This is a genomic window from Pseudomonas sp. FA117 (assembly GCF_057370475.1).
Genome location: NZ_CM170675.1, coordinates 5,190,015 through 5,216,113, shown reverse-complemented (window position 1 = coordinate 5,216,113; position 26,099 = coordinate 5,190,015). Strand labels below are relative to the sequence as shown.

Below are 26,099 nucleotides of genomic sequence, written 5' to 3'. Positions count from 1 at the left end.
ATGTCCGTTGCCAATACTGCCTCCACTTCAATGAACAAGGGTTTCGACATCAAGCGCAGCCTGATCGAGACCATCGTTGCCGGCCTGCTGGCGCTCATCGTGTTCGGACCGGTCGTCGGCGTGGTGCTCGACGGCTACAGCTTCAACGCAGAACCCAGGCGCGTGGCCTGGCTGGTCGGCGGGGTGATGATCGGTCGCTTCGTGCTCAGCCTGTTCCTGCAGACCACCACCGGCCAGCGCCTGCTGCAAGGCTTCGACAGCGGTGGCTCGGGCGTGCACGTGCTGGCGCCGGACTACAAGTCGCGCCTGCGCTACATCATCCCGGCGCTGATCGTCATCGCCATCGTGTTCCCGATCTTCGCCAACAAGTACCTGCTGACCGTGGTCATCCTCGGCTTGATCTACGTGCTGCTGGGCCTTGGCCTGAACATCGTGGTGGGCCTTGCCGGGTTGCTCGACCTGGGCTACGTGGCCTTCTACGCCATCGGTGCCTACGGCCTGGCGCTGGGCTACCAGTACCTGGGGCTGGGCTTCTGGAGCGTGCTGCCACTGGCGGCCATCGCTGCGGCACTGGCCGGCTGCATACTGGGCTTTCCGGTGTTGCGCATGCATGGCGACTACCTGGCGATCGTGACCCTGGGTTTTGGTGAGATCATCCGCCTGGTGCTGAACAACTGGCTGTCGTTCACCGGTGGCCCGAACGGCATGCCGGCACCGTCGCCGACCTTCTTCGGCCTGGAGTTCGGCCGGCGGGCGAAGGATGGCGGGGTGCCGTTCCACGAGTTCTTCGGCATCGAATACAACGCCAACTTCAAGTTCCTGTTCATCTACATCGTGCTGTTCCTGGTGGTGCTGGCAGTGCTCTACATCAAGCACCGCCTGACCCGCATGCCGGTCGGGCGCGCCTGGGAAGCCTTGCGCGAGGACGAGATCGCCTGCCGCTCGATGGGCCTGAACCATGTGCTGGTCAAGCTCTCGGCCTTCACCCTCGGCGCTTCGACTGCGGGCCTTGCCGGGGTGTTCTTCGCCACCTATCAAGGCTTCGTCAACCCGTCTTCGTTCACCTTCTTCGAGTCAGCGCTGATCCTGGCCATCGTCGTGCTCGGCGGCATGGGCTCGACTGTCGGCGTGGTGATCGCCGCCTTCGTGCTGACCGTGGCGCCGGAGCTGCTGCGCAGCTTCTCCGAATACCGCGTGCTGCTGTTCGGTGTGCTGATGGTGCTGATGATGATCTGGCGACCGCGTGGGCTGATCCGCATCAGCCGCACCGGTGTGGTCCCGCGTAAAGGAGTGGCGCCATGAGCGACGAAATCATTCTCTCGGTCGACAACCTGATGATGCAGTTCGGTGGCATCAAGGCGCTCAGCGACGTCAGCCTCAAAGTCAGGCGCAACCAGATCTTCGCCCTGATCGGCCCCAACGGCGCGGGCAAGACCACGGTGTTCAACTGCCTGACCGGCTTCTACAAGGCCAGCGGCGGGCGCATCGAGCTGAACGTGCGCGGCAGCCACACCAATGTCATCCAGCTGCTCGGCGAGCGTTTCGAGGCGACCGACTTCGTGTCGCCGGCACGCTTCGCCAACCGCCTGTACTACAAGATGTTCGGCGGCACCCACCTGGTGAACCGCGCGGGCCTGGCGCGCACCTTCCAGAACATTCGCCTGTTCAAGGAAATGTCGGTGGTGGAAAACCTGCTGGTGGCCCAGCACATGTGGGTCAACCGCAACCTGCTGGCCGGGGTGCTCAACACCAAGGGCTATCGCCAGGCCGAAAGCGACGCGCTGGACCACGCGTTCTACTGGCTGGAGGTTGTCGACCTGGTCGACTGCGCCAACCGCCTGGCCGGCGAGCTGTCATACGGGCAACAACGCCGCCTGGAGATCGCCCGGGCCATGTGCACGCGGCCGAAGATCATCTGCCTGGACGAGCCGGCCGCCGGTCTCAACCCGCAGGAAACCGAGGCCCTGAGCCGCATGATCCGGGTGCTGCGCGACGAGCACGACATCACCGTGGTGCTGATCGAGCACGACATGGGCATGGTCATGAGCATTTCCGACCATATCGTCGTGCTCGACCACGGTAACGTGATCGCCGAAGGCGCCCCGCAGGACATCCGCAACAACCCGACGGTGATCGCCGCCTACCTGGGTGCCGACGAAGAGGAACTGGTATGAGTGCACCCATTCTCGAGCTCAAGGACCTGGATGTGTTCTACGGGCCGATCCAGGCGCTGAAAAAGGTCTCGATGCATATCGAGGAAGGCGAGACGGTCAGCCTGATCGGCGCCAACGGCGCAGGCAAGTCGACGCTGCTGATGTCGATCTTCGGCCAACCGCGCGCCGCCAGCGGACAGATCCTCTACCGCGGCACCGACATCACGCGCAAGTCGTCGCACTACATTGCCTCCAACGGCATCGCCCAGTCGCCGGAAGGGCGGCGGGTGTTTCCTGACATGACCGTCGAGGAAAACCTGATGATGGGCACCATCCCCATCGGCGACAAGCACGCTGACGAAGACATGCAGCGCATGTACGAGCTGTTCCCGCGCCTCAGGGAACGGCGCAACCAGCGGGCGATGACCATGTCCGGCGGCGAGCAGCAGATGCTTGCGATTGCGCGGGCCTTGATGAGCCGACCCAAGCTGTTGCTGCTGGACGAGCCATCGCTGGGGCTGGCGCCGATCGTGGTCAAGCAGATCTTCTCGACCCTGCGCGAGCTGGCCCAGACCGGGATGACCATCTTCCTGGTCGAGCAGAATGCCAACCATGCGCTGAAGCTGTCGGATCGGGCGTATGTGATGGTCAACGGGCAGATTCGCATGACCGGAACCGGGCAGGAGCTGTTGGTCAATGAAGAGGTGAGGAGCGCGTACCTGGGTGGGCATTGAGTGACGCCGGGGCTGCACACCAGCCCCGTACGCTCATGTGGACAACTTGTCGCACATCGTGCCTGAAGCACCGGAGATTCCCCGCATAAGCCCTTGTTTCCACAGGCGCGATCTTTTCCACGATTAATGTGGAACCGCCTGTGGAAAACATGGTGGCATCTCGCTCTGGGCCACGATTGACAAGGGCTGCAGAGGTCTGTTCACTATTTGTACAATTGTCGGTTGTGCACAATCCCTTGTCGGGATTGCCCGCTGTTTACCGCTCGGATCTGCTGCTGTCAGCCTGTGGATAATTCTGTGGGCAACCCTTGGACAGACGGCTGTACACGGCATGATTGAAAGCGTTGCGCCATCATCGTGAGCGTTCTCAGTGAGTGTATTCGCCGTGCAGGGTTCCCCTGGACCGACGAGTTGCCCCCAATCTGTGGGGAAAGCCTTGTGGATAACGTGCGCATAGCCTGCACCAGGCCATGCGCCACAAGGCTTTCAAGCCTTTGGCTATTTTTTGACCAGTCGGCAAAACGGCTTGCTGCCCGCGTGCGTCGCGGGCATGCTGCAAGGCCTGCGACGACCTCTACAGCCAAGGAGAACAGCATGACATCCACCGTATTCATCACGGGCGCCACTTCCGGTTTCGGTGAAGCCACCGCCCGCCGTTTCGCCGACGCTGGCTGGAAGCTGGTGCTCACCGGCCGCCGCAAGGAACGTCTGGATGCGCTGTGCGCCGAGCTGTCGGCCAAGACCGAGGTGCTGGGCCTGGTGGTCGACGTGCGCGACCGCAAGGCCATGGAGGCGGCGATTGCCGGCCTGCCGCCGACCTTCGACAAGCTGCAGGGCCTGGTCAACAACGCCGGGCTGGCACTGGGCGCCGACCCTGCGCCGCAGTGCGATCTGGACGACTGGGAAACCATGGTCGACACCAACATCAAAGGCCTGATGTACACCACCCGCCTGCTGCTGCCACGCCTGATCGCCCATGGCCGTGGCGCAAGCATTCTCAACGTCGGTTCGGTGGCGGGCAATTATCCGTACCCCGGCAGCCATGTGTATGGCGGCACCAAGGCCTTCGTCGGGCAGTTCTCCCTGAGCCTGCGCTGCGACCTGCGCGGCACTGGCGTGCGGGTGACCAACATCGAGCCGGGGCTGTGCGAAAGCGAGTTCTCGCTGGTGCGCTTCGGTGGCGACCAGTCGCGCTACGACGCCACCTACGCTGGCGCCGAGCCGATCCAGCCGCAGGACATCGCCGATACCATCTTCTGGGTGCTCAACCAGCCGGCGCACATCAACATCAACAACCTTGAGCTGATGCCGGTAAGCCAGGATTGGGCTGGCTTCTCGATCGATCGTTCGGCCAAGGGCTGAGCAGGAATGTCTGATTCAGCCCCTGTGGGAGCTGCTCAGCCCAGGTGACGCAGCCCTTCAAGGCAGGTCGCCAGGTGATAGGGCGTGGTCGATGGCATGTCGTGCCGGCTGACCACGCCATTGCCATCCAGGCATTCATGCCAGCCACCGGTATGCAGGAAGCGTGTTTGCAGTGCCTGCAATTGGCTCAGCAACCTGTCCTCGCCGTCCGCCCTCAGTGCCAGCGCCCGCAGATATTCGGCCTGCGCCCAGATGCGCTGGGTCGCATCGATCACCTTGCCGTCGACATCCAGCGAAGCGAGCACCGCCGCGTCCTTCACGCCGCAGCGCTCGGCGTACGCGAAGGCCCGACTGATCGATGCATGCAAGGGTGTACCGCGCAGCTGTGGCGAGGTGTCGAGCAGGTAGAACCATTCGAACTGATGCCCAGGCTCGAACCAGTTATCCACAGCACCGCGGGGTTTTTCCAGCATCACGCCGTGGGCCGGATCGATGAACTGCTCCTGCAGGGCTGTGCATAACTGCACCAAGGCCGCTTGCGCGGCATCGTCCTGGCGCACGGCCAGGGTCTGCAGGAAGGCTTCGGCCAGGTGCATCTGCGGGTTCTGCAGCGGGCCGCTGCCGAGGTCGGACCAGTCTTCGCCGAGCACGGCTTCGTACAGGCCATCATCCCGGGCGAATTGCTCCTCGATGATTTCCAGGGCGGCGTTCAGCGCCGACTCGACCAGCCCTTCGCGGACCTTGCCCCAGTAGTGGGCGCAGGCGAAGACGATGAAGGCGTGGGTGTAGAGGTCCTTGCGTCGGTCCAGTGGCTTGCCGTCGGCATCGATGCTGTAGAACCAGCCGCCGTGTTCGGCATCGTGAAAATGCCGTTGCAGCGAGCGGAACAGAGCGGCGGCGCGCTCGGCGGCACCGGGTTGCTCGATGCGGCTGCTGAACAGGTACAGCTGGCGTGCGCAGGCCATGGCACGGTAGCGCTGCACCGGCAGGGGGTGGTGTTCGGCGTCGAGGGCTTCGAAGGGCAGGGCCATGTCGGCGTTCCAACCGGGACCTTGCCACAAGGGCACGATGCGCTCGGCGAAGTGTTCGCGCACAGAAGCCAGACAGATGCTCAGCTCGGACGGGGTAGGGCGGGGGTTGGACATGAAGGCGCTCGTCGCAATCGGGCAGGGCGCCATGGTAGCAGAACTGGGGAAGGGGTTGATTGTGCCGGCCGTTTCGCGGGCTTCAGCCCGGATTCCCCAACCCTTGCCAATGCCGGGCGCCGACGAAGATGAAGCGCAGTTGCTGGGTGATCTTTTCCTGCGCGGTCAATGCCTGTGGATAAGCCGGATCGGGGCTGTCGATCAGCTCCGGCAGGGTGGCGAACACGGTCTTGACCACCAGGTCGGCCATCACCCCGAGGGCGGCGCTGTCCAAGTGCTGCCAACGCTTCATGCGGGCGAGGTCGGTGGCGAGGTCCGAGCTGATATCCTGGCGCAGGCGGGCGATGGCCTGGCGTACCGGCTGCGAGCCGCCGTACTGCTCGCGGGCCAGGAACAGGAACTGGGCACGGTGCGCGGCGACGACGTCCAGGAAGATGCGTACCGAGGCGTCGGTGATGCCGCCGAGTTCGAACTCGTTGTGCCGCACCAGGCGAATGGTCTGGCGGAAGGTGGTGTCGACTTCGGCAACCAGGGCCAGGCCCAGGGCATCCATGTCGGGAAAGTGCCGGTAGAAGCCGGTGGGCACGATGCCGGCAGCCCTGGCCACTTCGCGCAGGCTGATGCTGCCAAAGCCACGGCCACTCTCCATGAGCTGGCAGGCGGCGTCGAGCAAGGCCTGGCGGGTCTGTTGCTTCTGTTCGGCACGCGGCAGCATGGGCTCGGATTCTGTGACTGTACGGCTGGGCACTCTAGATAAAAAAACGAAGCCCGGTCAATGGACCGGGCTTTGGAGGGGAACAGGCGCTGTATGTCGAGTTGTCGTTATCGGCCATGGGCATCAGCTCACGCGGCGGATTTCGACCAGACGATCCGAGCCACCTTCGGCTACGCGGTTGTTACGCTCGATCAGACGGTCCGAGCCACCTTCGGCTACGCGGTTGTTACGCTCGATCAGACGGTCCGAGCCACCTTCGGCTACGCGGTTGTTACGCTCGATCAGACGGTCCGAGCCACCTTCGGCTACGCGGTTGTTACGTTCGATCAGACGGTCCGAGCCACCTTCGGCTACGCGGTTGTTACGTTCGATCAGACGGTCCGAGCCACCTTCGGCAACAGTCTTCAGCGGCTGGGCAATCACTGCTGCGCTGGAGCGAGCTTCGGCGCTCAGGTGTTGGTCGGCGGCTGGCAGGGCAAAGGCATTGGCGGCCAGGATGGAAAGACTCAGGCTAAGCAGCAGTTGGCGTTTCATGATTCGGTGCTCCTCGTGGGGCGTTGGAAAGTGGGTACGAGGGCAATGCTACGCTTGGTAACTCAAGAAAAAAGTTCATACGGCTAATGGTAACAATCGACGGAAATGATGGATCTCTGCAGAGGCTCTGGCTCAATGTTTACGGAGGGTTGACTGGCAGTGTGCTACCGCGCTTTCACGGTAACAGTCGGACCGATTTCACTGGTGAACACCACAAAGAGGACCGAAAAAACTTCGCTATCATTGCCGTCATCGATAAAACCCCTAGGGCTTTCATCAGTCCGAAGTAGTGAATGCCTTTGCCGCACCGCTTCATGTCTTGCAGTCAGGAGAGCCCCGCAATGACGCGCCCCGCCAGAATCTTTACCTGGACCCTCGCCAGCCTCGTGGCCTTGCTGGCGATACTGGTGGTGGTGATTGCCACCTTCGACTGGAACCGTATCAAGCCGTTGCTCAACGAGAAGGTCTCCGAAGCGCTGCATCGTCCATTTGCCATCAATGGCAACCTCGCCGTGCACTGGCAGCGCGAGCCCGACGAGGGCGGTTGGCGTGCCTGGGTGCCGTGGCCACGTTTCGTCGCCGAAGACCTCACCCTTGGCAACCCCGACTGGCTCAAGGAACCGCAGATGGTCGGGCTCGAACGCGTCGAGTTCCGCCTGTCACCCTTGCCGCTGTTGTTCCAGCAGATCTCCATCCCGCGGATCGACCTTACCCACCCCACTGCCAGCCTGACCCGCCTGGCCGATGGCCGGGCCAACTGGAACTTCGACTTCGGGCCCAAGGATGAGAACGCCGAACCCTCCAAGTGGGTGCTGGACATCGGCGCGATCGGTTTCGACCAGGGCAATGTCAGCTTCGACGACCAGACCCTGCAAACCCGCATGAAGGTGCAGATCGATCCGCTGGGCAAGCCCATCCCGTTCAGCGAGATCGTCGGCAAGGCCAGCGCGGAAAAGGCCGGGGGCGCGCAGGACTACGCCTTCGGGCTCAAGGCCGAAGGGCGCTACAAGGGCCAGGCGGTCTCGGCGACCGGCAAGATCGGCGGCCTGCTGGCCCTGCAGGACGCCAGCCAGCCCTTTCCGCTGCAGGTCGATGCCCGTGTAGGTGACACGCGCGCGGCCGTCGCCGGTACCCTGACCGACCCCCGCAACCTCGGTGCGCTGGACCTGCGCCTGAAACTCTCCGGCAGCAGCCTGGGCAACCTCTATCCGCTGACCGGCGTGACCTTGCCGGACACTCCGGCCTATTCCACCGACGGCCATCTCACCGCCAACCTGCACGACCCACAGGGCGCGCGCTTCCGCTATGAAGGCTTCAACGGCAAGATCGGCGACAGCGACATCCATGGCGACCTGGCTTTCGTTGCCAGCCAGCCACGGCCCAAGCTCTCGGGTAACCTGGTGTCCAATCAACTGCTGTTCAAGGACCTGGCGCCGCTGATCGGTGCGGACTCCAACGCCGAGCAGAAGGCCCGTGGCGGGGCCAGCAAGCAGCCGACCGGCAAGGTGCTGCCGGTGGAGGAATTCCGTACCGAGCGCTGGCGGGCGATGGATGCCGACGTCACCTTCGCCGGCAAGCGCATCGTGCACAGCGAGCAGTTGCCGTTCAAGGACCTGTCTGCCCACGTGATCCTCGAAGATGGCCTGCTGCGCATGGTGCCGCTGCGCTTCGGCGTGGCCGGCGGCAACCTCGATGCCAACATTCGCCTGGACGGGCGCTCGGTGCCGATGCAGGGGCGTGCGCGCCTGACCGCCCGGGGGTTCAAGCTCAAGGAACTGTTCCCCACCTTTGCCCCGATGCAGACCAGCTTCGGCGAGCTGAACGGCGATGCCGACCTGAGCGGTCGCGGCAATTCGGTCGCCGCGTTGCTCGGCACCTCGAACGGTGACCTGCGCCTGCTGATCAACGACGGCGCGATCAGCCGCAGCCTGATGGAGATCGCTGGCCTCAACGTCGGCAATTATGTGGTCGACAAGCTGTTCGGTGACGAGGATGTGAAGATCAACTGCGCGGCCGCAGACGTCGGCATCAAGGACGGCCTGGCCACTACGCGGCTGTTCGTCTTCGATACCGAGAACGCGATCATCTACATCAACGGGACGGCGAACTTTGCCAGCGAGCAGCTGGACTTGAAGATCAGCCCCGAGTCCAAGGGCCTGCGGCTGTTCTCGCTGCGCTCGCCGCTCTATGTCCGTGGCGCCTTCGCCAAGCCGAGCGCTGGCGTGCAGGCAGTACCCCTTGCCCTGCGTGGTGCGGGGATGGTCGCGCTGGGTGTGGCGGTGGGGCCGGCGGCCGGCTTGCTGGCGCTGATCGCCCCGAGCGGGGGCGAGCCCAACCAGTGCACGCCGCTGCTGGAGCAGATGAGGGCGGGCAAGGCACCGGCGGCGGTGAAGCCGAAGAAGTAGAGGGAGTGGCATGGCCTGCGCCGCAACAGCGCCGGCCAAGACACCTGAGCGCCTACAGCCCCAGCGCCGTCAGGAAGGTATCGATCTGCCGCTCGAGCGCCGGGCGCTCGTACTCCACCAACGCCACCCGCCACAGCCCCTTGAGGTAAGTGGCGATGATCGAGGCTGTCACCTGCGGATCCAGCGTGCCTGGCAGCACGCCGCTTTCGCGGTCCTCGACCAGGCGCTGGGCGAACATCCTGCGCAGGTCCTGCAGGGCTTGCTCGGTACGGGCCTTGAGCTCGGCGTCGGCGATGACTTCCTCGGTTTCCATCGCCGCCAGCAGGCACAGGCGCGAGGGCGTGGCGGGGTTGTCCAGGGTGTCCAGCACGTCGGCGAAGAACGCACGGATGCCCAGCGCGGCGCTCGGGGCGGCGAGCAACGCCTGCTCGCGCGGGCCGACGACCTCGTCGTTGTAACGCTCCACGCAGGCCAGGTACAGCTGCTTCTTGCTCTTGAGGGTGTTGTAGAACGAACCCTCGCCGATGCCCATGGCCTTGAGCAGGTCGCGCAGGCCGGTGGCGGCATAGCCGTTCTTCCAGAACAGCGCGGTGGCGCTGGCCAGGGCCTGTTGATAATCGAATGAGATTTTTCGTGTCATGGACCGCACTCTACCTCATCTGTAGCGATCGTTAAAGTTTTCGTTGACAGGCTCGCGACGGGCAGCTTAGTGTTTGTAGCATTCGATACAGTATTGCCTTCGACGGAGCCGACCATGTCCACCGCAACCCCTGCCGCCAACCCCATCGAGCCTTTCCGCGTCGATATTCCCCAGGCCGCGATCGACGACCTGCACCAGCGCCTGCGCGCGATCCGCTGGCCGGATCGTGAGCTGGTCGACGACTGGTCCCAGGGTGTACCGCTGGAGGCAGCCAGGGCGCTGGTCGATCACTGGCTGCACCATTATGACTGGCGGCGTTTCGAGGCGCGGATCAACCGCTTCGAGCAGTTCCGCACGCAGATCGATGGAGTCGGCATCCATTTCATTCACGCCCGCTCGCCGCACCCCCAGGCGCTGCCCATCCTGCTGACCCACGGCTGGCCCGGTTCGGTGGTCGAGTTTCTCGACGTGATCGAGCGGCTGACCGACCCCACCCGTTTCGGTGGTCGCGCCGAAGATGCCTTCCATGTCGTGGTGCCGTCGATTCCCGGCTACGGTTTTTCGGAGAAACCCACCACGCTGGGCTGGAACCCGCAGCGCATCGCCAGCGCCTGGTCGGTATTGATGAACGAGACGCTGGGCTACGAGCGCTGGGTCGCCCAAGGCGGCGACTGGGGTTCGGCGATCACCCACGCGCTGGCCAGCCAGCGACCGCCCGGCCTGCTCGCCGCGCATGTCAACCTGCTGCTGGTGGTGCCGGAGCAGGCGCCTGAGCATCCGACCGAAGCGGAACTGCAGGCCCTGCGCGACGTGGATCATTACCTGAACCAGATGTCCGGCTATGCCGACCAGATGAACACCCGGCCGCAGACCATAGGCTATGCGCTGAACGACTCGCCGCTGGCGCTGGCCATGTGGATGTACGAGAAATTCTGGGAATGGACCGACAACAAGGGGCGTCCGGAAGATGCCCTGAGCCGCGACCAGATGCTCGACGACATCTCGCTGTACTGGTTCACTGGCACCGGCACCTCAAGCGCCCGCCTGTATTGGGAGGGGGTGGGCAGTACCATCCGTGACCGCAGTTTCTTCTCGGCGGTGCGTGCATCGTCTGCTCCCATCCAGGTGCCGATGGGCGCCACGGTGTTCCCTGGCGAGACCTTCCAGCCCCCACGTGAATGGGCCCAGCAGGCCTATGCCGAGCTGTTCTACTGGAACGAGGTGGAGCACGGCGGGCACTTTGCGGCGTTCGAGCAGCCACAGATCTTTGCCCAGGAGATGTGGCAGACCTTTGGTCGGTTCCGCTGAGAGGGTTGGAGCGGGCTTGTCGCGGTGCCGGGCACCGCGACGGCCTCTTCGCGGGCAAGCCCGCTCCTACAGCCCTTGCAGCAGGTCGGACATATCGTCCGCGTGCTCTTCTTCCTGGGCCAGGATGTCTTCGAAGATACGGCGCGTGGTCGGGTCCTTGTCGCCGATGTACTGGATGATCTCGCGGTAGCTGTCGATGGCGATACGCTCGGCCACCAGGTCTTCGAGCACCATCTCCTTGAGATCCTTGCCGGCCACGTACTGCGCGTGGGAGTTCTTGCTCAGGTTGTCCGGGTTGAAGTCCGGCTCGCCGCCCAGTTGCACGATACGCTCGGCCAGCTTGTCGGCGTGCTCGGATTCCTGGTTCGCGTGCTCGAGGAATTCCTCGGCCGCGACGCTGGCCTTGATGCCGCTGGCCATGAAGTAGTGACGCTTGTAGCGTAGGGTGCAGACCAGTTCGGTCGCCAGCGACTCGTTCAGCAGGCGGATGATTTCTTCGCGGTCGGCGTTGTAGCCCTCGGTGACCGCGCCTTGCTCGACATGCTGGCGGGCGCGCTGGCGCAAGGTGTTGATATCGGTCAGTTCAACGTTGCTCATGGCTATCTCCATACAGATCAGCTGGTAAGGGGGCGGGAGGGCTCACTGGCCGGGGACGGCCTTGCGGTCCTCTTCTCGTTGCTTGCAGGTCTTGAAGCCTTTGGCATCGACATGGCCGCTGGCATCGAAACGCACGTAGTAGGGCTGTTGCTTGCCGTCCTTGTTGAGGATGTAGTCGTTGCAGATCCCGCCGTTGGGCAGGTCGCTCATGTTCGAAGGGCTGCCGCCGATGGCGATGACCTTTTGCGTGGTCATGCCGTGTTCGACCTGCCTGACCAGCGGCTCGTCGCGGAAGGTGACGTAGTCCACCGGATTCTCCGGGCGGCTGCCGCAGGCGGCGAGGGTCGTGCTTGCGACAAGAATGGCCAGGATCGCTTTGTTCATGGTTCCGCTCCTTGCAGAAAGGTCCGTTGCGGGTAGCTGTTAAGGTTGGAACCGCACGGCGCGTCAGGAGTTCGATTCATCAAGCGAAGCGGCGACTATCCTGCAAAGGGCAGGGTTCGGGGAGGGCCACCGCCGATGGCGAACGAACTGTCCACGCGATACCCGCTGGTGCTGGTGCCGGGCATGCTCGGCTTCGTCCGGCTGCTGTTCTACCCCTACTGGTTCGGCATCGTGCCGGCGCTGCGCCGGGGTGGTGCGCAGGTGTTCCCTGTGCAGGTCTCGCCGCTGCATTCGAGCGAGGTGCGCGGCGAGCAGTTGCTGGCGATCATCGATGACATCTGTCGCCGTACCGGGGCGGAGAAGGTCAACCTCATCGGCCACAGCCAGGGGGCGTTGAGTGCGCGCTATGCCGCGGCGCGCAGGCCTGCGCGGGTGGCCTCGGTCACTTCGGTGGCCGGCCCGAACCACGGCTCTGAGCTGGCTGACCATCTGCAACGCAGCGCCCCCGGCGATTCGGCGCGGGGGCGTCTGCTCAAGGCTGCGCTGCACGGCCTGGCGCTGCTGCTGGTGTGGCTGGAAACCGGCTGGCGCCGTGATCCGTTGCCGATCGATGTGCACGCCTCGCACCAGTCGCTGACCTGCTCGGGCGTAGCCTCGTTCAACCAGGCCTATCCCCAGGGCTTGCCGCAGCAATGGGGTGGGCAGGGGGCCGCCGAGGTCGATGGCGTGCGTTACTACTCCTGGTCGGGGATCCTTCAGCCTGGGCGCACCGACCAGGGCTGGAATCGCTTCGATGGCAGCAACCGTTTCTGCCGCTTGTTCGCCCGCAGCTTCACCCGGGAGAGGGGCCAGTGCGACGGCATGGTCGGGCGCTGTAGCTCACACCTGGGCCAGGTGATCGGTGACGACTACCCGCTCGATCACCTGGACATCGTCAACCAGCAGTTCGGTGCCGTGGGCCAAGGTGCAGACCCGGTGCGGCTGTTCATCGAGCATGCCGCCCGGCTCAAGGCTGCGGGGCTTTGACTGCGCGCCGCACGGGGGTGGTCCAGCGCTCGGCGAGGATCACCCCGACCAGCGTCAGCAGGCCGCCGTAGAGGTGATAACTGGCCAGTTGTTCATCCAGTACCGCCGCAGCGATCAGCGCCGTGACGATCGGCAGCAGGTTGAAGAACAGCGTGGTGCGGCTCGGCCCGAGCCTGTGCACGGCCTGCATCCAGAGCAGCGGTGCGATCATCGACGCCAGCACGCAGGCGTACAGCACCAGGCCGATGTTTTGCGCGGTCAGCCCGGTCTTTTCCGACAGCAGGAACATCGGCAACAGCACCAGGATCGCCATCCAGATCTGCAGGTACAGCAACTGCAGCTGTGGCAGGCGCAGTTGCCATTTTTTCAGCAGGCAGCTGTACAGGGCGTAGGCGAAGGTAGCGACAAGCATCAGCAGGTCACCGCCATTGAGTCCCTGGTGCAGCAGCGCCCCGGGGTTGCCGGCGGACACCACCTCGAGCACGCCGAAGAATGACACCAGCGCGCCGAGGGAGGCACCGTAGGTCAGGCGCTGGCCGAGCCAGGCGATCGACAGGCCCAGCGACATCAGCGGCATCAGCGAGAGGATGATGCCCATGTTGGTGGCGCTGGTGATGCCGGCGGCGAAGTACGCCATGCTCTGGTACATGACCATGCCCAGCACGCCGAGCACGAACAGCTTGCCCAGCAGCGGACGGATCGCCGCGCGGTTGCGCCATACCTGCCGCAGCAGGAAGGGCGTGAACAGCAGGCCGGCCAGCAGCCAGCGGTAGAAGCCGATCTCGGCGGGGAAGATCGCACCGGCGGACATCTTGGTGACCACGGTGTTGCCGGCCCAGATGAGGATCGCGAGGACGGGGAAGGTGTAGTTCATGAGGCTCGGGTTCTCGGGAATAACTGTTTCGGTGTTGGCGCCATTATCCGCTGTCTGTCCAAAGGCCTATACTTCCATCCAGACAACCCACCCTGCGAAGCAGACACATGGCCAGCAAATACCTCGAGCACCCGCGCTTTCCCGAATTGCCTGCGCCGGTGTATTTCCGCTACGACGAATTCGACGCCGACACCATCAGCCCGACCCACAGCCACGCCTGGGGCATGCTCAACTACGCCGCCCATGGTGTCATGCATCTCGATGTCGAGGGGCAACGCTACGTGTCGCCACCCAATTACGCGGTCTGGGTGCCGCCGGATATCGAGCATGGCTGCCACAACCTCCAGGCTATCGTCCTGCGCTCGGTCTACCTTGACCGCAGCCTGTGCACCGGGCTGCCGCAACAGCCATGCAGCCTGAAGATCAGCGACATCCTCAAGGCCATTCTCGGCGACTTCGCCCGCCGTGACCTGCGGATCGCCCAGGACGAACGCGACCAGCGTCTGGTCCAGGTGCTGCTCGACCAGTTGCTGCTGGCGCCCACGCAAACCTGCTACCTGCCGTTCGCTCGCAGCGACGGCCTGCGCCAGGTGCTCGATGCCCTGCACGCCGAGCCTGGCGACAACCGGCCACTGGGCGATTGGGCCGCGCAGGTGCATGTCAGCGAGCGCACCCTGGCCCGCCAGTTCATCCGTGAACTGGGGATCAGTTTCGGCGAATGGCGCTTGCGCCTGCGTTTCCTGCGGGCCATCGAAGCGCTGGAAACCGGTACGCCGATCCAGAGCATCGCCTTCGACCTGGGCTACAGCAGCGCCTCGGCGTTCATCGCCATGTTCCAGCGCCAGGCCCGCTGCACACCGGAGCAGTACCGGCGCCAGGTGCGGACGGGGATGTAAGAATTCTTGTCTACACTCAGCGCGACGGCCGTGCATTTCGCGCGGAGACAAGGAGACCACTCCATGAAGATGCTGCACGTGTCATTGCTGGTACTGGGCATGTCGATCGCCGGGCAGGGATTTGCCGCCACGCCGCAACAGGAAAAGATGAAGACCTGCAACGCCGACGCCACCGCCAAGGCGCTCAAGGGCGATGAGCGCAAGGCGTTCATGAGCACCTGCCTGAAAAAGACTGCGCCGGCCACCCAGCAGGAGAAAATGAAGACCTGCAACGCCGACGCCACCACCAAGGCGCTCAAGGGCGACGAGCGCAAGGCCTACATGAGCGACTGCCTGAAGAAGAAGTGACCTGCGCCTATGCCTGTCGCCTGAAGGCTGGCAGACTGCGGGTCTTTCCGCCGTCTGCCGCCGAGGCTGTATGACTTTCACCCCCCGCCAGATCACCCTGGCCAGTTGCATCATCGTCGTTGCCGGCCTGCTCCTGGCGTTGCCCCTCAAGCTGCTGCCGAGCCTGCTCGCCGGCTTGCTGGTGTTCGAACTGGTGAACATGCTCACCCCACGCCTGCAGCCGCTGATCGCCGGGCAACGGGCGCGCTGGCTGGCGGTGGCCCTGCTCGGCACGCTGGTGGTCAGCACCCTGACCCTGCTGATTGCCGGTGCCTTCAGCTTCCTGCTGCACGAGGCCGAGAACCCCGGCGCGTCGCTGGACAAGTTCATGGGGCTGGTGGAGCGAGCCCGCGGTCAGTTGCCGCCGTTCATCGAAGGTTACCTGCCGGCCAGTGCTGCCGAATTCAAGGTGGCCATCGGTGACTGGATCCGCAGCCACCTGAGCGACCTGCAACTGGTGGGCAAGGGCATGGCGCACATGTTCGTGACCCTGCTGATCGGCATGATCCTCGGCGCGATCATCGCCTTGCAGCGCCTGCCCGACCTGTCCCGGCGCAAGCCGTTGGCCGCCGCGCTGTTCGAGCGCCTGAGCCTGCTGGTGCAGGCGTTTCGCAACATCGTCTTCGCGCAGATCAAGATCTCGCTGCTCAACACCGCTTTCACCGGCATCTTCCTCGCCCTGGTGCTGCCGCTGTTCGGCGTGCACCTGCCGCTGACCAAGACCCTGATCGTGCTGACCTTCCTGCTCGGGCTGCTGCCGGTGATCGGCAACCTGATGTCCAACACCCTGATCACCATCGTCGGCTTGTCGCTGTCGATCTGGGTAGCTGCGGCGGCGCTGGGCTACCTGATCGTCATCCACAAGGTCGAGTATTTCCTCAACGCGCGGATCGTCGGCGGGCAGATCAGGGCCAAGTCGTGGGAACTGCTGCTGGCGATGCTGGTGTTCGAAGCGGCATTCGGGCTGCCGGGGGTGGTGGCAGGGCCGATCTACTACGCGTATCTGAAGAGTGAGCTGAGGCGGATGGAGCTGGTCTGAGGGGTTGCTTGAACTTGTACTGGCCTCTTCGCGGGTAAACCCGCGAAGAGGCCAGAACAGGCAAAGGATCAGATTGTCCCGTACCGCTTGCGCGCCTCAATGGCCAGCCCGCTGCCAATGCTGCCGAAGATATTGCCTTCCACATGCCGCGCATTGGGCAGCATCGCCGCGACGCTGTTGCGCAGCGCCGGGATCCCGCTGGAGCCGCCGGTGAAGAACACAGTATCTACCTGCGCTTCACTGACCCCCGCCTTGGCCAGCAACTCGCTGACACTGCCACGCACACGCTGCAGCAAACCGTCGATGGCGTCCTCGAACAGGCCACGGCTCAGATCCGCTTCCAGCCCCGATTCGACCCGACCCAGGTCGATGCGGCGGCTGACCTGGTCGGTCAGCTCGATCTTGCTGGCCTCCACTTCCATGGCCAGCCAATGCCCGGCGCGCTGTTCGATCAGGTTGAACAGGCGGTCGATGCCAAGTGTGTCCTCGATGTCGTAGCGCATGTTGCCCAGCGCCAGTTGCGACTTCTGCGAGTACAGGGCGTTGATGGTGTGCCAGGTCGCCAGGTTCAGGTGATAGCTGGTCGGCATCAGTGCACCGCTCTTCATCCGGCTGCCATAGCCGAACAGCGGCATCACCCCTTGCAGGCTCAGTTGCTTGTCGAAATCGGTGCCGCCGATGTGCACCCCGCCGGTGGCGAGGATGTCGTCTTGGCGCTCGTCGACCAGGTGGCGCTCGGGCGACAGGCGGATCAGGGTAAAGTCCGAGGTACCGCCGCCGATATCGACGATGAGCACCAGTTCTTCGCGGTCGATGCCCGACTCGTAGTCGAAGGCCGCGGCGATCGGTTCGTACTGGAACGACACGTCCTTGAAGCCGATCTTGCGCGCCACCTCGGCGAGGGTATCCTCGGCCTCCTGGTCGGCGGCCGGGTCTTCGTCGACGAAGAACACCGGGCGGCCCAGCACCACCTGGTCGAAGCTGCGTCCGGCACTGGCCTCGGCGCGTTTCTTCAGCTCGCCGATGAACATGCCCAGCAAGTCCTTGAACGGCAGCGCACTGCCCAGCACGCTGGTGTCGTGCTTGATCAGCTTGGAGCCCAGCAGGCTCTTGAGCGAGCGCATCAGGCGACCTTCGTAGCCTTCCAGGTACTCGTGCAGGGCCAGGCGGCCATACACCGGACGCCGCTCCTCGATGTTGAAGAACACCACCGACGGCAGGGTGATCTTGCCCTCTTCCAGGGCGATCAGCGATTCGACGCCGGGGCGGTGCCAGCCAACCGTGGAGTTGGAGGTGCCGAAGTCGATGCCAAGGGCGCGGGCCGGGGATACGTCAGACATGGGAGAGGGCTTCCGGAGGTGAAACGGCCGCGCAGTTTATGCCAGTGGCCGACAGAATCAAGACCGATCGTCTGCCATGTCGCAAACCCAAGCGAACCTTGAAAGGCTATGCTTGACCCCTATCTTCAGATGCAACACGAAAATTCTCACTGGTGATCCTTAGATGGACTTCAAAGACTATTACAAGATACTCGGCGTCGAGCCCAGCGCGGACGAGAAGGCGATCAAGGCCGCATACCGCAAGCTGGCGCGCAAGTATCACCCGGACGTCAGCAAGGAACGTGACGCCGAGGACAAGTTCAAGGAGGCCAACGAGGCCTACGAAGTGCTGGGTGACGCGCAGAAGCGCGCCGAATTCGACGAGATCCGCAAGTACGGCGGCCAGCACGGCCGGCCGTTCCAGGCGCCGCCGGGCTGGGAAAGCCGTGGCGGTGGCGGCGGTTTCGAGGGCGGCGACTTCTCCGACTTCTTCAGCTCGATCTTCGGTGCCCGTGGCGGCAATCCCTTTGGCGGCGCACGCGGCCAGCAGCGCAGTGCCGGCAGGCGAGGGCAGGACGTGGAACTGGAACTGGCGGTGTTTCTCGAGGAGACCCTGAGCAAGGAGTCCAAGCAGATCAGCTTCCAGGTGCCGCAGACCAACGCTGCCGGGCAGCGCACCGGTTTCACCACCAAGACGCTGAACGTGAAGATTCCCGCCGGGGTGACCGACGGCGAGCGCATCCGCCTCAAGGGCCAGGGCGCCCCCGGGGCGGGCGGCGGCGCCAACGGCGACCTGTTCCTGACCATCCGCATGGCGCCGCACCCGCTGTTCGATGTCGAAGGTCACGACCTGATCATCACCGTACCGCTGGCGCCGTGGGAGGCGGCCCTGGGCACCAAGGTGGCGGTGCCGACCCTGACCGGCAAGATCAACCTGACCATCCGCCCCGACAGCCAGAGCGGCCAGCGCCTGCGGGTCAAGGGCATGGGGCTTGCGAACAAGCAGGGCGAGCGCGGCGACCTGTATGCCCAGCTCAAGGTGGTCATGCCCAGCACCTCCGATGCAACCACTCGCGAACTGTGGACCAAACTCTCCGAGAAGGCCGCGTTCAACCCGAGGACACAATGGAGTAAGTGATCATGAGCAGCACCCTGATCGTTCAACTGGACATGCGAACCTTGTGTCAGGAGGCCGATGTCACGGCCGACTGCGTGATCGAAATCGTCGAGCACGGCATTGTCGAGCCCTCGGGGCGCACCCCGGAGGACTGGTTATTCGACGATCAGGCGCCGCTGCTGGCCAAGCGCGCGGCGAAGCTGCACCAGGAGCTGGAACTGGAGTGGGAAGGGGTGGCGTTGGCGCTTGAACTGCTGCAGGAAGTGCAGCAGTTGCGCAGTGAGAACAGCATGTTGCGCCAGCGGTTGGGGCGGTTTACCCAGATGTGAGGTTTGCAGGCCCGGCCTCTTCGCGGGCAAGCCCGCTCCCACAGGTACTGCACAGGTCTCATATACGGTGCAATACCCGTGGGAGCGGGCTTGCCCGCGAAGAGGCCAGCACAGCCAACATCAATCTCAGGTTGGCTCGGCACCTGGATTGAGCACCAACTGCATCAAGGTAAGGTCCATCCAGCGCCCGAACTTGACGCCCACCTGCGGCATCTGTCCGGTCACCACGAACCCCAGCCGCTCATGAATGCGCACCGAGGCGGCGTTGCCACTCTCGATGGCCGCCACCATCACATGCTTGCCACAACGGCGTGCACGTTCGATCAACAACTGCATCAGCACTGGCCCCAGGCCCTTGCCACGTTGATCCCCACGCACATACACCGAGTGCTCGACGGTGAAGCGGTAGCCCTCGAAGGTGCGCCAGTCGCCGAAGGAGGCATAGCCCAGCACGCCGCTTTCATCCACGGCCACCAGCACCGGATAGCCCTGCTCTACACGTGCAGCGACCCAGGCCTGACGGTTGGCCAGGTCTACCTGTTGTTCGTTCCAGATCGCCGTGGTGTTGCGCACGGCGTCGTTGTAGATGTCGAGGATGCCCACCACGTCGTCGGGCAGGGCATCACGGATCTGGTAGCTCATGGCAGTGTCTCGCAAAGTCGATGTTGCAGATTAAATGGTTACCAGCCCGCGCACACCTTCGGCCTGCATGTTTTCACCACGCCCGCGCTGGACGATCTCGCCGCGAGCCATGACCAGGTACTGGTCGGCCAGTTCCTCGGCAAAGTCGTAGAACTGCTCGACCAGCAGGATGGCCATGTCGCCACGCTGGGCCAGGCGGCGGATGACCGCACCGATTTCCTTGATCACCGACGGCTGGATGCCTTCGGTGGGCTCGTCGAGGATCAGCAGGCGCGGGCGGCTGGCCAGGGCACGACCGATCGCCAGCTGTTGCTGCTGGCCGCCGGAGAGGTCGCCGCCGCGGCGTTGTTTCATCTGTTCGAGCACCGGAAACAGTTCGTAGATGAACGCCGGCACCTCCCGTGCGTCGCGGGCGCTGAAGCGCGACAGGCCCATCAGCAGGTTCTCCTCCACGGTCAGGCGCGGGAAAATCTCGCGGCCCTGGGGCACGTAGGCGATACCGGCATGCACACGCTGTTGGGGCTTGAGGGTGGTGATGGCCTTGCCTTCCCACTCGATGCTGCCTTCGCGGGCGGGCACCAGGCCCATCAGGCAGCGCAGCAGGGTGGTCTTGCCTACGCCGTTGCGGCCGAGCAGGCAGGTGACTTCGCCGACCTTGGCTTCGAACGACAGGCCTCGGAGGATATGGCTGCCGCCGTAGTACTGGTGCAGGGTGTCGATCTTGAGCATGTTGGGTTCCTGACAATTCTGCTTTGCCTGTACCGGCCCTTTCGCGGGTAAACCCGCTCCTACAGGGGCGGAGCAGTTCTCGAGACTGTGGGAGCGGGTTTACCCGCGAAGAGGCCAGTGCAGGTTTCATGGTCTAGCGGCCCAGATACACCTCGACCACTCGCTCGTCCGCCTGCACCTGTTCGAGCGACCCCTCGGCCAGCACCGAACCCTGGTGCAGCACCGTCACATGGTCGGCAATGCTGCCCACGAAGCCCATGTCGTGTTCCACCACCATCAGCGAATGCGTGCCCGCCAGGCCCTTGAACAGCTCGGCGGTGAATTCGGTCTCGGCGTCGGTCATGCCGGCCACTGGCTCGTCGAGCAGCAGCAACTGCGGCTCCTGCACCAGCAGCATGGCGATCTCCAGGAACTGCTTCTGGCCGTGGGACAACAGCCCGGCCTGGCGCGAGGCCAGGGCGTTCAGGCGTACGGTCGTCAGTACGCGCTCTATTCGCTCACGTTGCTCGCCGGTCAAGCGCGCCGCCAGGCTGGCCCACACCGACTTGTCGGTCTTGAGCGCCAGTTCGAGGTTCTCGAACACCGTCAGCGCCTCGAACACCGTGGGCTTCTGGAACTTGCGCCCGATACCTGCCTGGGCGATCTGGTATTCGCTCATGCGGGTCAGGTCGAGGGTGTCGCCAAAGAACGCGCTGCCGGTATCCGGGCGGGTCTTGCCGGTGATCACGTCCATCATCGTGGTCTTGCCCGCACCGTTGGGGCCGATGATGCAGCGCAACTCGCCGACGCCGATGTACAGGTTGAGTGCGTTGAGCGCCTTGAAACCGTCGAAGCTGACGCTGATGTCTTCAAGGCTGAGCACCGTGCCGTGGCGGGTGTCGAGCCCGGCCTTGCGCGCATGGCCCAGGCCGATGGCCTCGCGGCCGCTGCCGTGTGAGTCGAACACCGGCTCAAGCATGAACTCCGGGTGAACCGCAGGAATGCCTCTCATGGCTGGCTCCTTTTCTTCAACAACCCGACCACGCCCTTGGGCAGGTACAAGGTGACCAGGATGAACAGCGCGCCGAGGAAGAACAGCCAGAACTCCGGGAAGGCCACGGTGAACCAGCTCTTCATGCCATTGACCAGCCCGGCGCCCAGCAGCGGACCGATCAGCGTGCCGCGCCCACCCAGGGCAACCCAGACAGCGGCTTCGATGGAGTTGGTCGGCGACATCTCGCTGGGGTTGATGATGCCCACCTGCGGCACGTACAGCGCCCCGGCCAGGCCGCACAGCACGGCGCTGAGCACCCACACCAGCAGCTTGAAGCCGCGCGGGTCGTAACCGCAGAACATCAGGCGGTTCTCGGCGTCGCGCAGCGCGGTGAGCAGTCGCCCGAACTTGCTGCGGGTCAGGCGCCAGCACAGGTACAGGCTGCCCAGCAGCAGGGCGACGGTGAGCAGGAACAGCACCGCGCGGGTGCCCGGTGCGGCGATCTCGAAGCCCAGCAGGGTGCGGAAACTGGTGAAGCCGTTGTTGCCGCCAAAGCCGGTCTCGTTGCGGAAGAACAGCAGCATCCCGGCAAAGGTCAGGGCCTGGGTCATGATCGAGAAGTACACGCCCTTGATCCGCGAGCGGAAGGCGAACCAGCCGAACACCAGCGCCAGCAACCCCGGCGCCAGTACCACCAGGCACAGCGCCCAGGCGAAGTGCTGGGTACCGGCCCAGTACCAGGGCAGCTCGCTCCACGACAGGAAGGTCATGAAGCCTGGCAGGCCGTCTCCGGCCGCCTCGCGCATCAGGTACATGCCCATGGCATAGCCGCCCAGGGCAAAGAACAGGCCGTGGCCCAGCGACAGCAGCCCGGCGTAGCCCCAGACCAGGTCAAGGGCGAGGGCGACGATGGCGTAGCAGAGGATCTTGCCGACCAGGGTCAGGGTGTAGGCCGAGACCTGCAGCGCGTGGCCGTCAGGCAGCAGCGACAGCAGCGGCAGGGCCAGCAGTACCAGGACGGCGACAGCGCCGATGGCCATCGACAGGCGCGGCCCGGCCTTTTGTGTGGCAGTGACAAGCAGTGGCTGGTTCATCAGTCGATTACCCGTCCCTTGAGGGCGAACAGGCCTTGCGGGCGTTTCTGGATGAACAGAATGATCAGCGCAAGGATGAGGATCTTGCCGAGTACCGCACCGATCTGCGGCTCCAGCAGCTTGTTGGCTATCCCTAGGCCGAAGGCGGCCCAGAGGCTGCCGGCCAGTTGCCCGACGCCGCCGAGCACCACCACCAGGAAGGAGTCGATGATGTAGCTCTGGCCCAGGTCAGGGCCGACGTTGCCGACCTGGCTCAGGGCCACGCCACCCAGCCCGGCGATGCCCGAGCCCAGGCCGAAGGCGAGCATGTCGACGCGCCCGGTGGACACCCCGCAGCAGGCCGCCATGTTGCGGTTCTGCGTGACCGCGCGCACGTTCAGGCCCAGCCGTGTGCGGTTGAGCAGCAGCCAGGTGAGCAGCACGACCGCCAGGGCGAAGCCGATGATCACCATGCGGTTATACGGCAGCACCAGGTTGGGCAACACCTGGATGCCGCCGGACAACCAGGCCGGGTTGCTCACCTCGACGTTCTGCGCGCCGAACAGCAGGCGCACGGCCTGGATCAGGATCAGGCTGATGCCCCAGGTCGCCAGCAGGGTTTCCAGCGGCCGCCCGTAGAGATGACGGATCACCGTGCGCTCCAGCGCCATGCCGACTCCGGCACTGACGGCGAAGGCCACCGGCAGGGCGATCAGCGGGTAGAACTCGATGGCACCCGGGGAGTAGCGCTGCAGCAGCACCTGCACCATGTAGGTGCTGTAGGCGCCGAGCATCAGCATTTCTCCGTGCGCCATGTTGATCACCCCGAGCAGGCCGAAGGTGATCGCCAGGCCCAATGCCGCCAGCAGCAGGATCGAGCCCAGCGACAGGCCGCTGAAGGCCTGGCCGAGGATTTCGCCGATCAGCAGCTTGCGCTGGACCTGGGCCAGGCTGGTTTCGGCAGCGGTGCGCACACCGGCGTCGGTTTCTGCGCCGGGTTGCAGTAGCGCCTCAAGGCGGGTACGGGCCAGCGGGTCGCCGGTTTCCCCGAGTAGGCGCACTGCGGCCAGGCGTACCCGGGGCTCGCTGGCGCCCAGTTGCAGGTTGGCCAGGGCCAGGCCGAGAGCGGCGTGGACGGCGGCGTCCGGCTCGCTGGCGAAGCTGCGGTCGAGCAGCGCCATCTGCGCCGGTTGTGCGCTCTTTTGCAGTTGCCGTGCTGCGGCCAGACGCAGGTTGCTGTCGGCACTGAGCAACTGATGACTGGCCAGGGCGTTGTCGATCAGGCTGCGCAGGCGATTGTTCAGGCGCACCTTGCGCGTGTCGTCTGTGGCGATGCGCCCTTCGCGCAGGTTTTCCAGCAGCGCCAGGCGCGCCGGATCGGGTTGTGCGGCCCAGCCTTCGAGCAGGCTGGCCTGCTCGGCGGGCTTGGCAGCGAGGAAGAATTCGCCCTCGCTGGCGTGGGTGGCCAAAGGCAGGAGCAGCAGGAGGGAGAGCAGGAGTCTGAGCATGCGAGCAATCCTGGAAATCGGAGGTGGATTCTTCGCGGGCAAGCCCGCTCCCACAGGTTCAGCGGTGTTCTCCGGATCTGTGGGAGCGGGCTTGCCCGCGAATGGGCCGCAAAGCGGCCCCATGCACTCAGTTACCTTTCACTGCATAGTCAGGCCGCTTGTCATTGCCCGGAATGAACGGGCTCCACGGTTGTGCCCGCAACGGTTGCTCGGTCTGCCAGACCACGCTGAACTGCCCGTCATCCTGGATCTCGCCGATCATCACCGGCTTGTGCAGGTGGTGGTTGGTCTTGTCCATGGTCAGGGTGAAGCCGGACGGCGCCTGGAAGCTTTGCCCGGCCAGCGCCTCACGCACCTTGTCGACATCGGTGGACTTGGCTTTCTCGACCGCCTGCGCCCACATGTGGATGCCCACGTAGGTGGCTTCCATCGGGTCGTTGGTCACCGCCTTGTCGGCGCCCGGCAGGCCCTTGGCCTTGGCGTAGGCCTTCCAGTCGGCGACGAACTTCTGGTTCACCGGGTTCTCCACCGACTCGAAGTAGTTCCACGCCGCCAGGTGGCCCACCAGCGGCTTGGTGTCGATGCCGCGCAGCTCTTCTTCGCCCACCGAGAACGCCACCACCGGCACGTCGGTGGCCTTAAGGCCCTGGTTGGCCAGCTCTTTGTAGAAGGGCACGTTGGAGTCGCCATTGACGGTGGAGATCACTGCCGTCTTGCCGCCTGCGGAGAATTTCTTGATGTTGGCGACGATGGTCTGGTAATCGCTGTGGCCGAACGGCGTGTACACCTCTTCGATGTCCTTGTCGGCCACGCCCTTGCTGTGCAGGAAGGCGCGCAGGATCTTGTTGGTGGTGCGCGGGTAGACGTAGTCGGTGCCGAGCAGGAAGAAGCGCTTGGCGCTGCCGCCGTCCTCGCTCATCAGGTACTCCACCGCCGGGATCGCCTGCTGGTTCGGCGCGGCCCCGGTGTAGAACACGTTCGGCGACATCTCCTCGCCTTCATATTGCACCGGGTAGAACAGCAGCCCGTTGAGCTCCTCGAACACCGGCAGCACCGACTTGCGCGACACCGAGGTCCAGCAGCCGAACACCACCGCGACCTTGTCCTGGGTCAGCAACTGGCGGCTCTTCTCGGCGAACAGCGGCCAGTTCGAGGCCGGGTCCACTACCACCGGTTCGAGCAGCTTGCCGTTGACCCCGCCCTTGGCGTTGATCTCGTCGATGGTCATCAGCGCCATGTCCTTGAGCGACGTCTCGGAAATGGCCATGGTCCCTGAAAGCGAATGCAGGATACCGACCTTGATGGTCTCGGCCGCCTGGATGCTCCAGCTCAGGCCCATCGCCGCAATCGATGCGCTGAGGGTGAAGGCCTTGATCAGACTGCGTCGCTTCATGTGCTCTCTCCGCTGGGTTGTTGTGGTGTTGGCAGAGGGGAGATTGCAAAGGCTGTGCCGTGGTGCGCCAAGCCACGGATTAGACGGGTTGTGCTTCGATGCGGGGCTTGGATGAGGGCCAGGTTGGTGCTTGCGCGACTGGCCTGCACAGGATTGGGGCCAGGGCGGTGAACAGTTTTGACACATAAGCGGTACTTGAGTACCGTTCGGCACCGCAGTAGATTCTGCGGCCGGGATTGGCGTCCCGTTATACAGAGAGATCGAGCATTGACGCTCCTTGCGACTTTGCTCTGCATGGCTGCACCCGTTATGGGCGGAGCCGTGTGTGGGAGCCTTCGGGCTCACCGGTTCTCTCTGCCGGCACGCCAACCCGCACGGCTCCGTCCACCCATATTGGCGTATGGACTCGGAGCGTCATGAAGAGAGAGCTGCAAGGAGATGCACCATGCTCAAGAAGATCGTTCCAGATCCACCTTCCGCATCCACCCAGCGGGAGGCTCAGTCATGATCCATGACTCACACATTCCAACCCCGCGCCGTCGCCGGCCTGTCACGGCCAGCCTGGATTACGGCACCTGTCATCAATCCCATGACCCTGTCTGTACCGTGCGTGCAGGCGTCGACAGCGCCGACGCGCTGGTGTGCGCAATCGCGGCGCTCAAGGCTGCGTATGAAACCAATGCGCTGGCGTTGGAGCAGATGGGTGAACCTCTGCGCAGCTTGCTGACTGCGACGGAAAATTCATTGGAGAAGGGCGTGGCGCTGGCTGAAGCGGTGCTTGAAGGGTTGGAGCACGGCTGACAATCGCCGGGGCCGC

General features: G+C 64.3%; 27 protein-coding genes. 13 read left to right on the top strand and 14 right to left on the bottom strand.

Features of this window, described 5'->3' with window-relative positions; all coding sequences use genetic code 11:
• Positions 1-30: 30 nt before the first annotated feature.
• The 4 genes from livM to AC1TXO_RS23965 all read left to right on the top strand — a co-directional run bounded on the left by livM (position 31) and on the right by AC1TXO_RS23965 (position 4,249).
• The gene (livM, locus tag AC1TXO_RS23980) at positions 31-1,302 is read left to right on the top strand and encodes a high-affinity branched-chain amino acid ABC transporter permease LivM (RefSeq protein ID WP_486406898.1); all 1,272 of its coding nucleotides are present in this window, start codon (positions 31-33) and stop codon (positions 1,300-1,302) included.
• Positions 1,299-2,174, top strand: coding sequence for an ATP-binding cassette domain-containing protein (locus tag AC1TXO_RS23975; protein ID WP_486404029.1), 876 nt, complete (start codon positions 1,299-1,301; stop codon positions 2,172-2,174). The genes livM and AC1TXO_RS23975 overlap by 4 nt, the downstream gene beginning before the upstream one ends.
• Entirely contained in the window at positions 2,171-2,887 is a 717-nt protein-coding gene (locus tag AC1TXO_RS23970; protein ID WP_486404028.1) for an ABC transporter ATP-binding protein, read from the top strand. Before AC1TXO_RS23975 ends, AC1TXO_RS23970 begins: the two co-directional genes overlap by 4 nt.
• A gap of 594 nt (positions 2,888-3,481) precedes the next feature.
• A complete protein-coding gene (locus AC1TXO_RS23965) occupies positions 3,482-4,249 on the top strand; it encodes an SDR family oxidoreductase (RefSeq protein WP_186665955.1) in 768 nt (255 codons plus the stop codon).
• Between the two features lie 35 nt (positions 4,250-4,284).
• Here AC1TXO_RS23965 and AC1TXO_RS23960 read toward each other — a convergent pair whose 3' ends face one another.
• From AC1TXO_RS23960 to AC1TXO_RS23950, 3 genes are all read right to left on the bottom strand, one after another.
• Positions 4,285-5,394: an AGE family epimerase/isomerase gene (locus tag AC1TXO_RS23960; RefSeq protein ID WP_486404027.1), complete on the bottom strand. Its 1,110-nt coding sequence runs from the start codon at positions 5,392-5,394 to the stop codon at positions 4,285-4,287.
• Between the two features lie 82 nt (positions 5,395-5,476).
• Positions 5,477-6,109: a TetR family transcriptional regulator gene (locus AC1TXO_RS23955; protein WP_486404026.1), complete on the bottom strand. Its 633-nt coding sequence runs from the start codon at positions 6,107-6,109 to the stop codon at positions 5,477-5,479.
• 123 nt (positions 6,110-6,232) lie between these two features.
• A complete protein-coding gene (locus tag AC1TXO_RS23950) occupies positions 6,233-6,643 on the bottom strand; it encodes a phage infection protein (RefSeq protein WP_486404025.1) in 411 nt (136 codons plus the stop codon).
• A 341-nt stretch (positions 6,644-6,984) separates the two neighbouring features.
• Between AC1TXO_RS23950 and AC1TXO_RS23945 the strand changes: the two genes are divergently transcribed.
• On the top strand, positions 6,985-9,048 hold the full coding sequence (locus AC1TXO_RS23945; RefSeq protein ID WP_486404024.1) for an AsmA family protein: 2,064 nt from the start codon (positions 6,985-6,987) through the stop codon (positions 9,046-9,048).
• A gap of 52 nt (positions 9,049-9,100) precedes the next feature.
• Here AC1TXO_RS23945 and AC1TXO_RS23940 read toward each other — a convergent pair whose 3' ends face one another.
• Positions 9,101-9,688, bottom strand: a complete 588-nt coding sequence (locus tag AC1TXO_RS23940) for a TetR/AcrR family transcriptional regulator (protein WP_486404023.1) — start codon at positions 9,686-9,688, stop codon at positions 9,101-9,103.
• Positions 9,689-9,802: 114 nt separating this feature from the next.
• On the opposite strand from AC1TXO_RS23940, the gene AC1TXO_RS23935 reads away from it, so the two are divergent.
• Positions 9,803-10,996 (top strand): epoxide hydrolase family protein, encoded by a 1,194-nt coding sequence (locus AC1TXO_RS23935; RefSeq protein ID WP_486404022.1) that lies wholly within the window; start codon positions 9,803-9,805, stop codon positions 10,994-10,996.
• Positions 10,997-11,062: 66 nt separating this feature from the next.
• Here the strand turns inward: AC1TXO_RS23935 and AC1TXO_RS23930 are convergent, their stop codons facing one another.
• Positions 11,063-11,593: a ferritin-like domain-containing protein gene (locus tag AC1TXO_RS23930; RefSeq protein ID WP_486404021.1), complete on the bottom strand. Its 531-nt coding sequence runs from the start codon at positions 11,591-11,593 to the stop codon at positions 11,063-11,065.
• Positions 11,594-11,635: 42 nt separating this feature from the next.
• Positions 11,636-11,977: an osmotically-inducible lipoprotein OsmE gene (gene osmE / locus AC1TXO_RS23925; RefSeq protein WP_486404020.1), complete on the bottom strand. Its 342-nt coding sequence runs from the start codon at positions 11,975-11,977 to the stop codon at positions 11,636-11,638.
• A gap of 135 nt (positions 11,978-12,112) precedes the next feature.
• Here osmE and AC1TXO_RS23920 point away from each other — a divergent pair, with 135 nt between their 5' ends.
• Complete coding sequence (locus AC1TXO_RS23920; RefSeq protein ID WP_486404019.1) at positions 12,113-13,003, top strand: esterase/lipase family protein; 891 nt, start codon at positions 12,113-12,115, stop codon at positions 13,001-13,003.
• Here AC1TXO_RS23920 and AC1TXO_RS23915 read toward each other — a convergent pair.
• On the bottom strand, positions 12,984-13,877 hold the full coding sequence (locus AC1TXO_RS23915; RefSeq protein ID WP_486404018.1) for a DMT family transporter: 894 nt from the start codon (positions 13,875-13,877) through the stop codon (positions 12,984-12,986). The genes AC1TXO_RS23920 and AC1TXO_RS23915 overlap by 20 nt on opposite strands.
• A 107-nt stretch (positions 13,878-13,984) precedes the next feature.
• Here AC1TXO_RS23915 and AC1TXO_RS23910 point away from each other — a divergent pair, with 107 nt between their 5' ends.
• The 3 genes from AC1TXO_RS23910 to AC1TXO_RS23900 all read left to right on the top strand — a co-directional run bounded on the left by AC1TXO_RS23910 (position 13,985) and on the right by AC1TXO_RS23900 (position 16,199).
• Positions 13,985-14,773, top strand: coding sequence for an AraC family transcriptional regulator (locus AC1TXO_RS23910; protein ID WP_486404017.1), 789 nt, complete (start codon positions 13,985-13,987; stop codon positions 14,771-14,773).
• A gap of 63 nt (positions 14,774-14,836) precedes the next feature.
• A complete protein-coding gene (locus AC1TXO_RS23905; protein WP_486404016.1) occupies positions 14,837-15,121 on the top strand; it encodes a PsiF family protein in 285 nt (94 codons plus the stop codon).
• Positions 15,122-15,191: 70 nt separating this feature from the next.
• Positions 15,192-16,199, top strand: a complete 1,008-nt coding sequence (locus AC1TXO_RS23900) for an AI-2E family transporter (RefSeq protein WP_486404015.1) — start codon at positions 15,192-15,194, stop codon at positions 16,197-16,199.
• 68 nt (positions 16,200-16,267) lie between these two features.
• Here AC1TXO_RS23900 and AC1TXO_RS23895 read toward each other — a convergent pair whose 3' ends face one another.
• Complete coding sequence (locus AC1TXO_RS23895) at positions 16,268-17,539, bottom strand: Hsp70 family protein (RefSeq protein ID WP_486404014.1); 1,272 nt, start codon at positions 17,537-17,539, stop codon at positions 16,268-16,270.
• 163 nt (positions 17,540-17,702) lie between these two features.
• Here AC1TXO_RS23895 and cbpA point away from each other — a divergent pair, with 163 nt between their 5' ends.
• Together cbpA and AC1TXO_RS23885 are read left to right on the top strand one after the other, a co-directional pair.
• Entirely contained in the window at positions 17,703-18,656 is a 954-nt protein-coding gene (gene cbpA / locus AC1TXO_RS23890; protein WP_486404013.1) for a curved DNA-binding protein, read from the top strand.
• Between the two features lie 2 nt (positions 18,657-18,658).
• Positions 18,659-18,964, top strand: a complete 306-nt coding sequence (locus AC1TXO_RS23885; protein WP_186665968.1) for a chaperone modulator CbpM — start codon at positions 18,659-18,661, stop codon at positions 18,962-18,964.
• Positions 18,965-19,090: 126 nt separating this feature from the next.
• Here AC1TXO_RS23885 and AC1TXO_RS23880 read toward each other — a convergent pair whose 3' ends face one another.
• The 6 genes from AC1TXO_RS23880 to urtA form a co-directional block, all read right to left on the bottom strand.
• Positions 19,091-19,606 (bottom strand): GNAT family N-acetyltransferase, encoded by a 516-nt coding sequence (locus AC1TXO_RS23880; RefSeq protein ID WP_486404012.1) that lies wholly within the window; start codon positions 19,604-19,606, stop codon positions 19,091-19,093.
• 30 nt (positions 19,607-19,636) lie between these two features.
• The gene (gene urtE, locus AC1TXO_RS23875; protein WP_486404011.1) at positions 19,637-20,335 is read right to left on the bottom strand and encodes an urea ABC transporter ATP-binding subunit UrtE; all 699 of its coding nucleotides are present in this window, start codon (positions 20,333-20,335) and stop codon (positions 19,637-19,639) included.
• A gap of 133 nt (positions 20,336-20,468) precedes the next feature.
• Complete coding sequence (gene urtD / locus AC1TXO_RS23870; protein ID WP_486404010.1) at positions 20,469-21,326, bottom strand: urea ABC transporter ATP-binding protein UrtD; 858 nt, start codon at positions 21,324-21,326, stop codon at positions 20,469-20,471.
• Positions 21,323-22,402 carry an urea ABC transporter permease subunit UrtC gene (urtC, locus tag AC1TXO_RS23865; protein WP_486404009.1) on the bottom strand — a complete coding sequence of 360 codons (1,080 nt, stop codon included), beginning with the start codon at positions 22,400-22,402 and terminating at the stop codon, positions 21,323-21,325. The genes urtD and urtC overlap by 4 nt, the downstream gene beginning before the upstream one ends.
• On the bottom strand, positions 22,402-23,889 hold the full coding sequence (gene urtB / locus AC1TXO_RS23860) for an urea ABC transporter permease subunit UrtB (protein ID WP_486404008.1): 1,488 nt from the start codon (positions 23,887-23,889) through the stop codon (positions 22,402-22,404). Before urtB ends, urtC begins: the two co-directional genes overlap by 1 nt.
• A gap of 127 nt (positions 23,890-24,016) precedes the next feature.
• Positions 24,017-25,282, bottom strand: a complete 1,266-nt coding sequence (urtA, locus tag AC1TXO_RS23855; RefSeq protein ID WP_486404007.1) for an urea ABC transporter substrate-binding protein — start codon at positions 25,280-25,282, stop codon at positions 24,017-24,019.
• 504 nt (positions 25,283-25,786) lie between these two features.
• Here urtA and AC1TXO_RS23850 point away from each other — a divergent pair.
• Positions 25,787-26,083, top strand: a complete 297-nt coding sequence (locus tag AC1TXO_RS23850) for a hypothetical protein (protein WP_486404006.1) — start codon at positions 25,787-25,789, stop codon at positions 26,081-26,083.
• Positions 26,084-26,099: the final 16 nt, after the last annotated feature.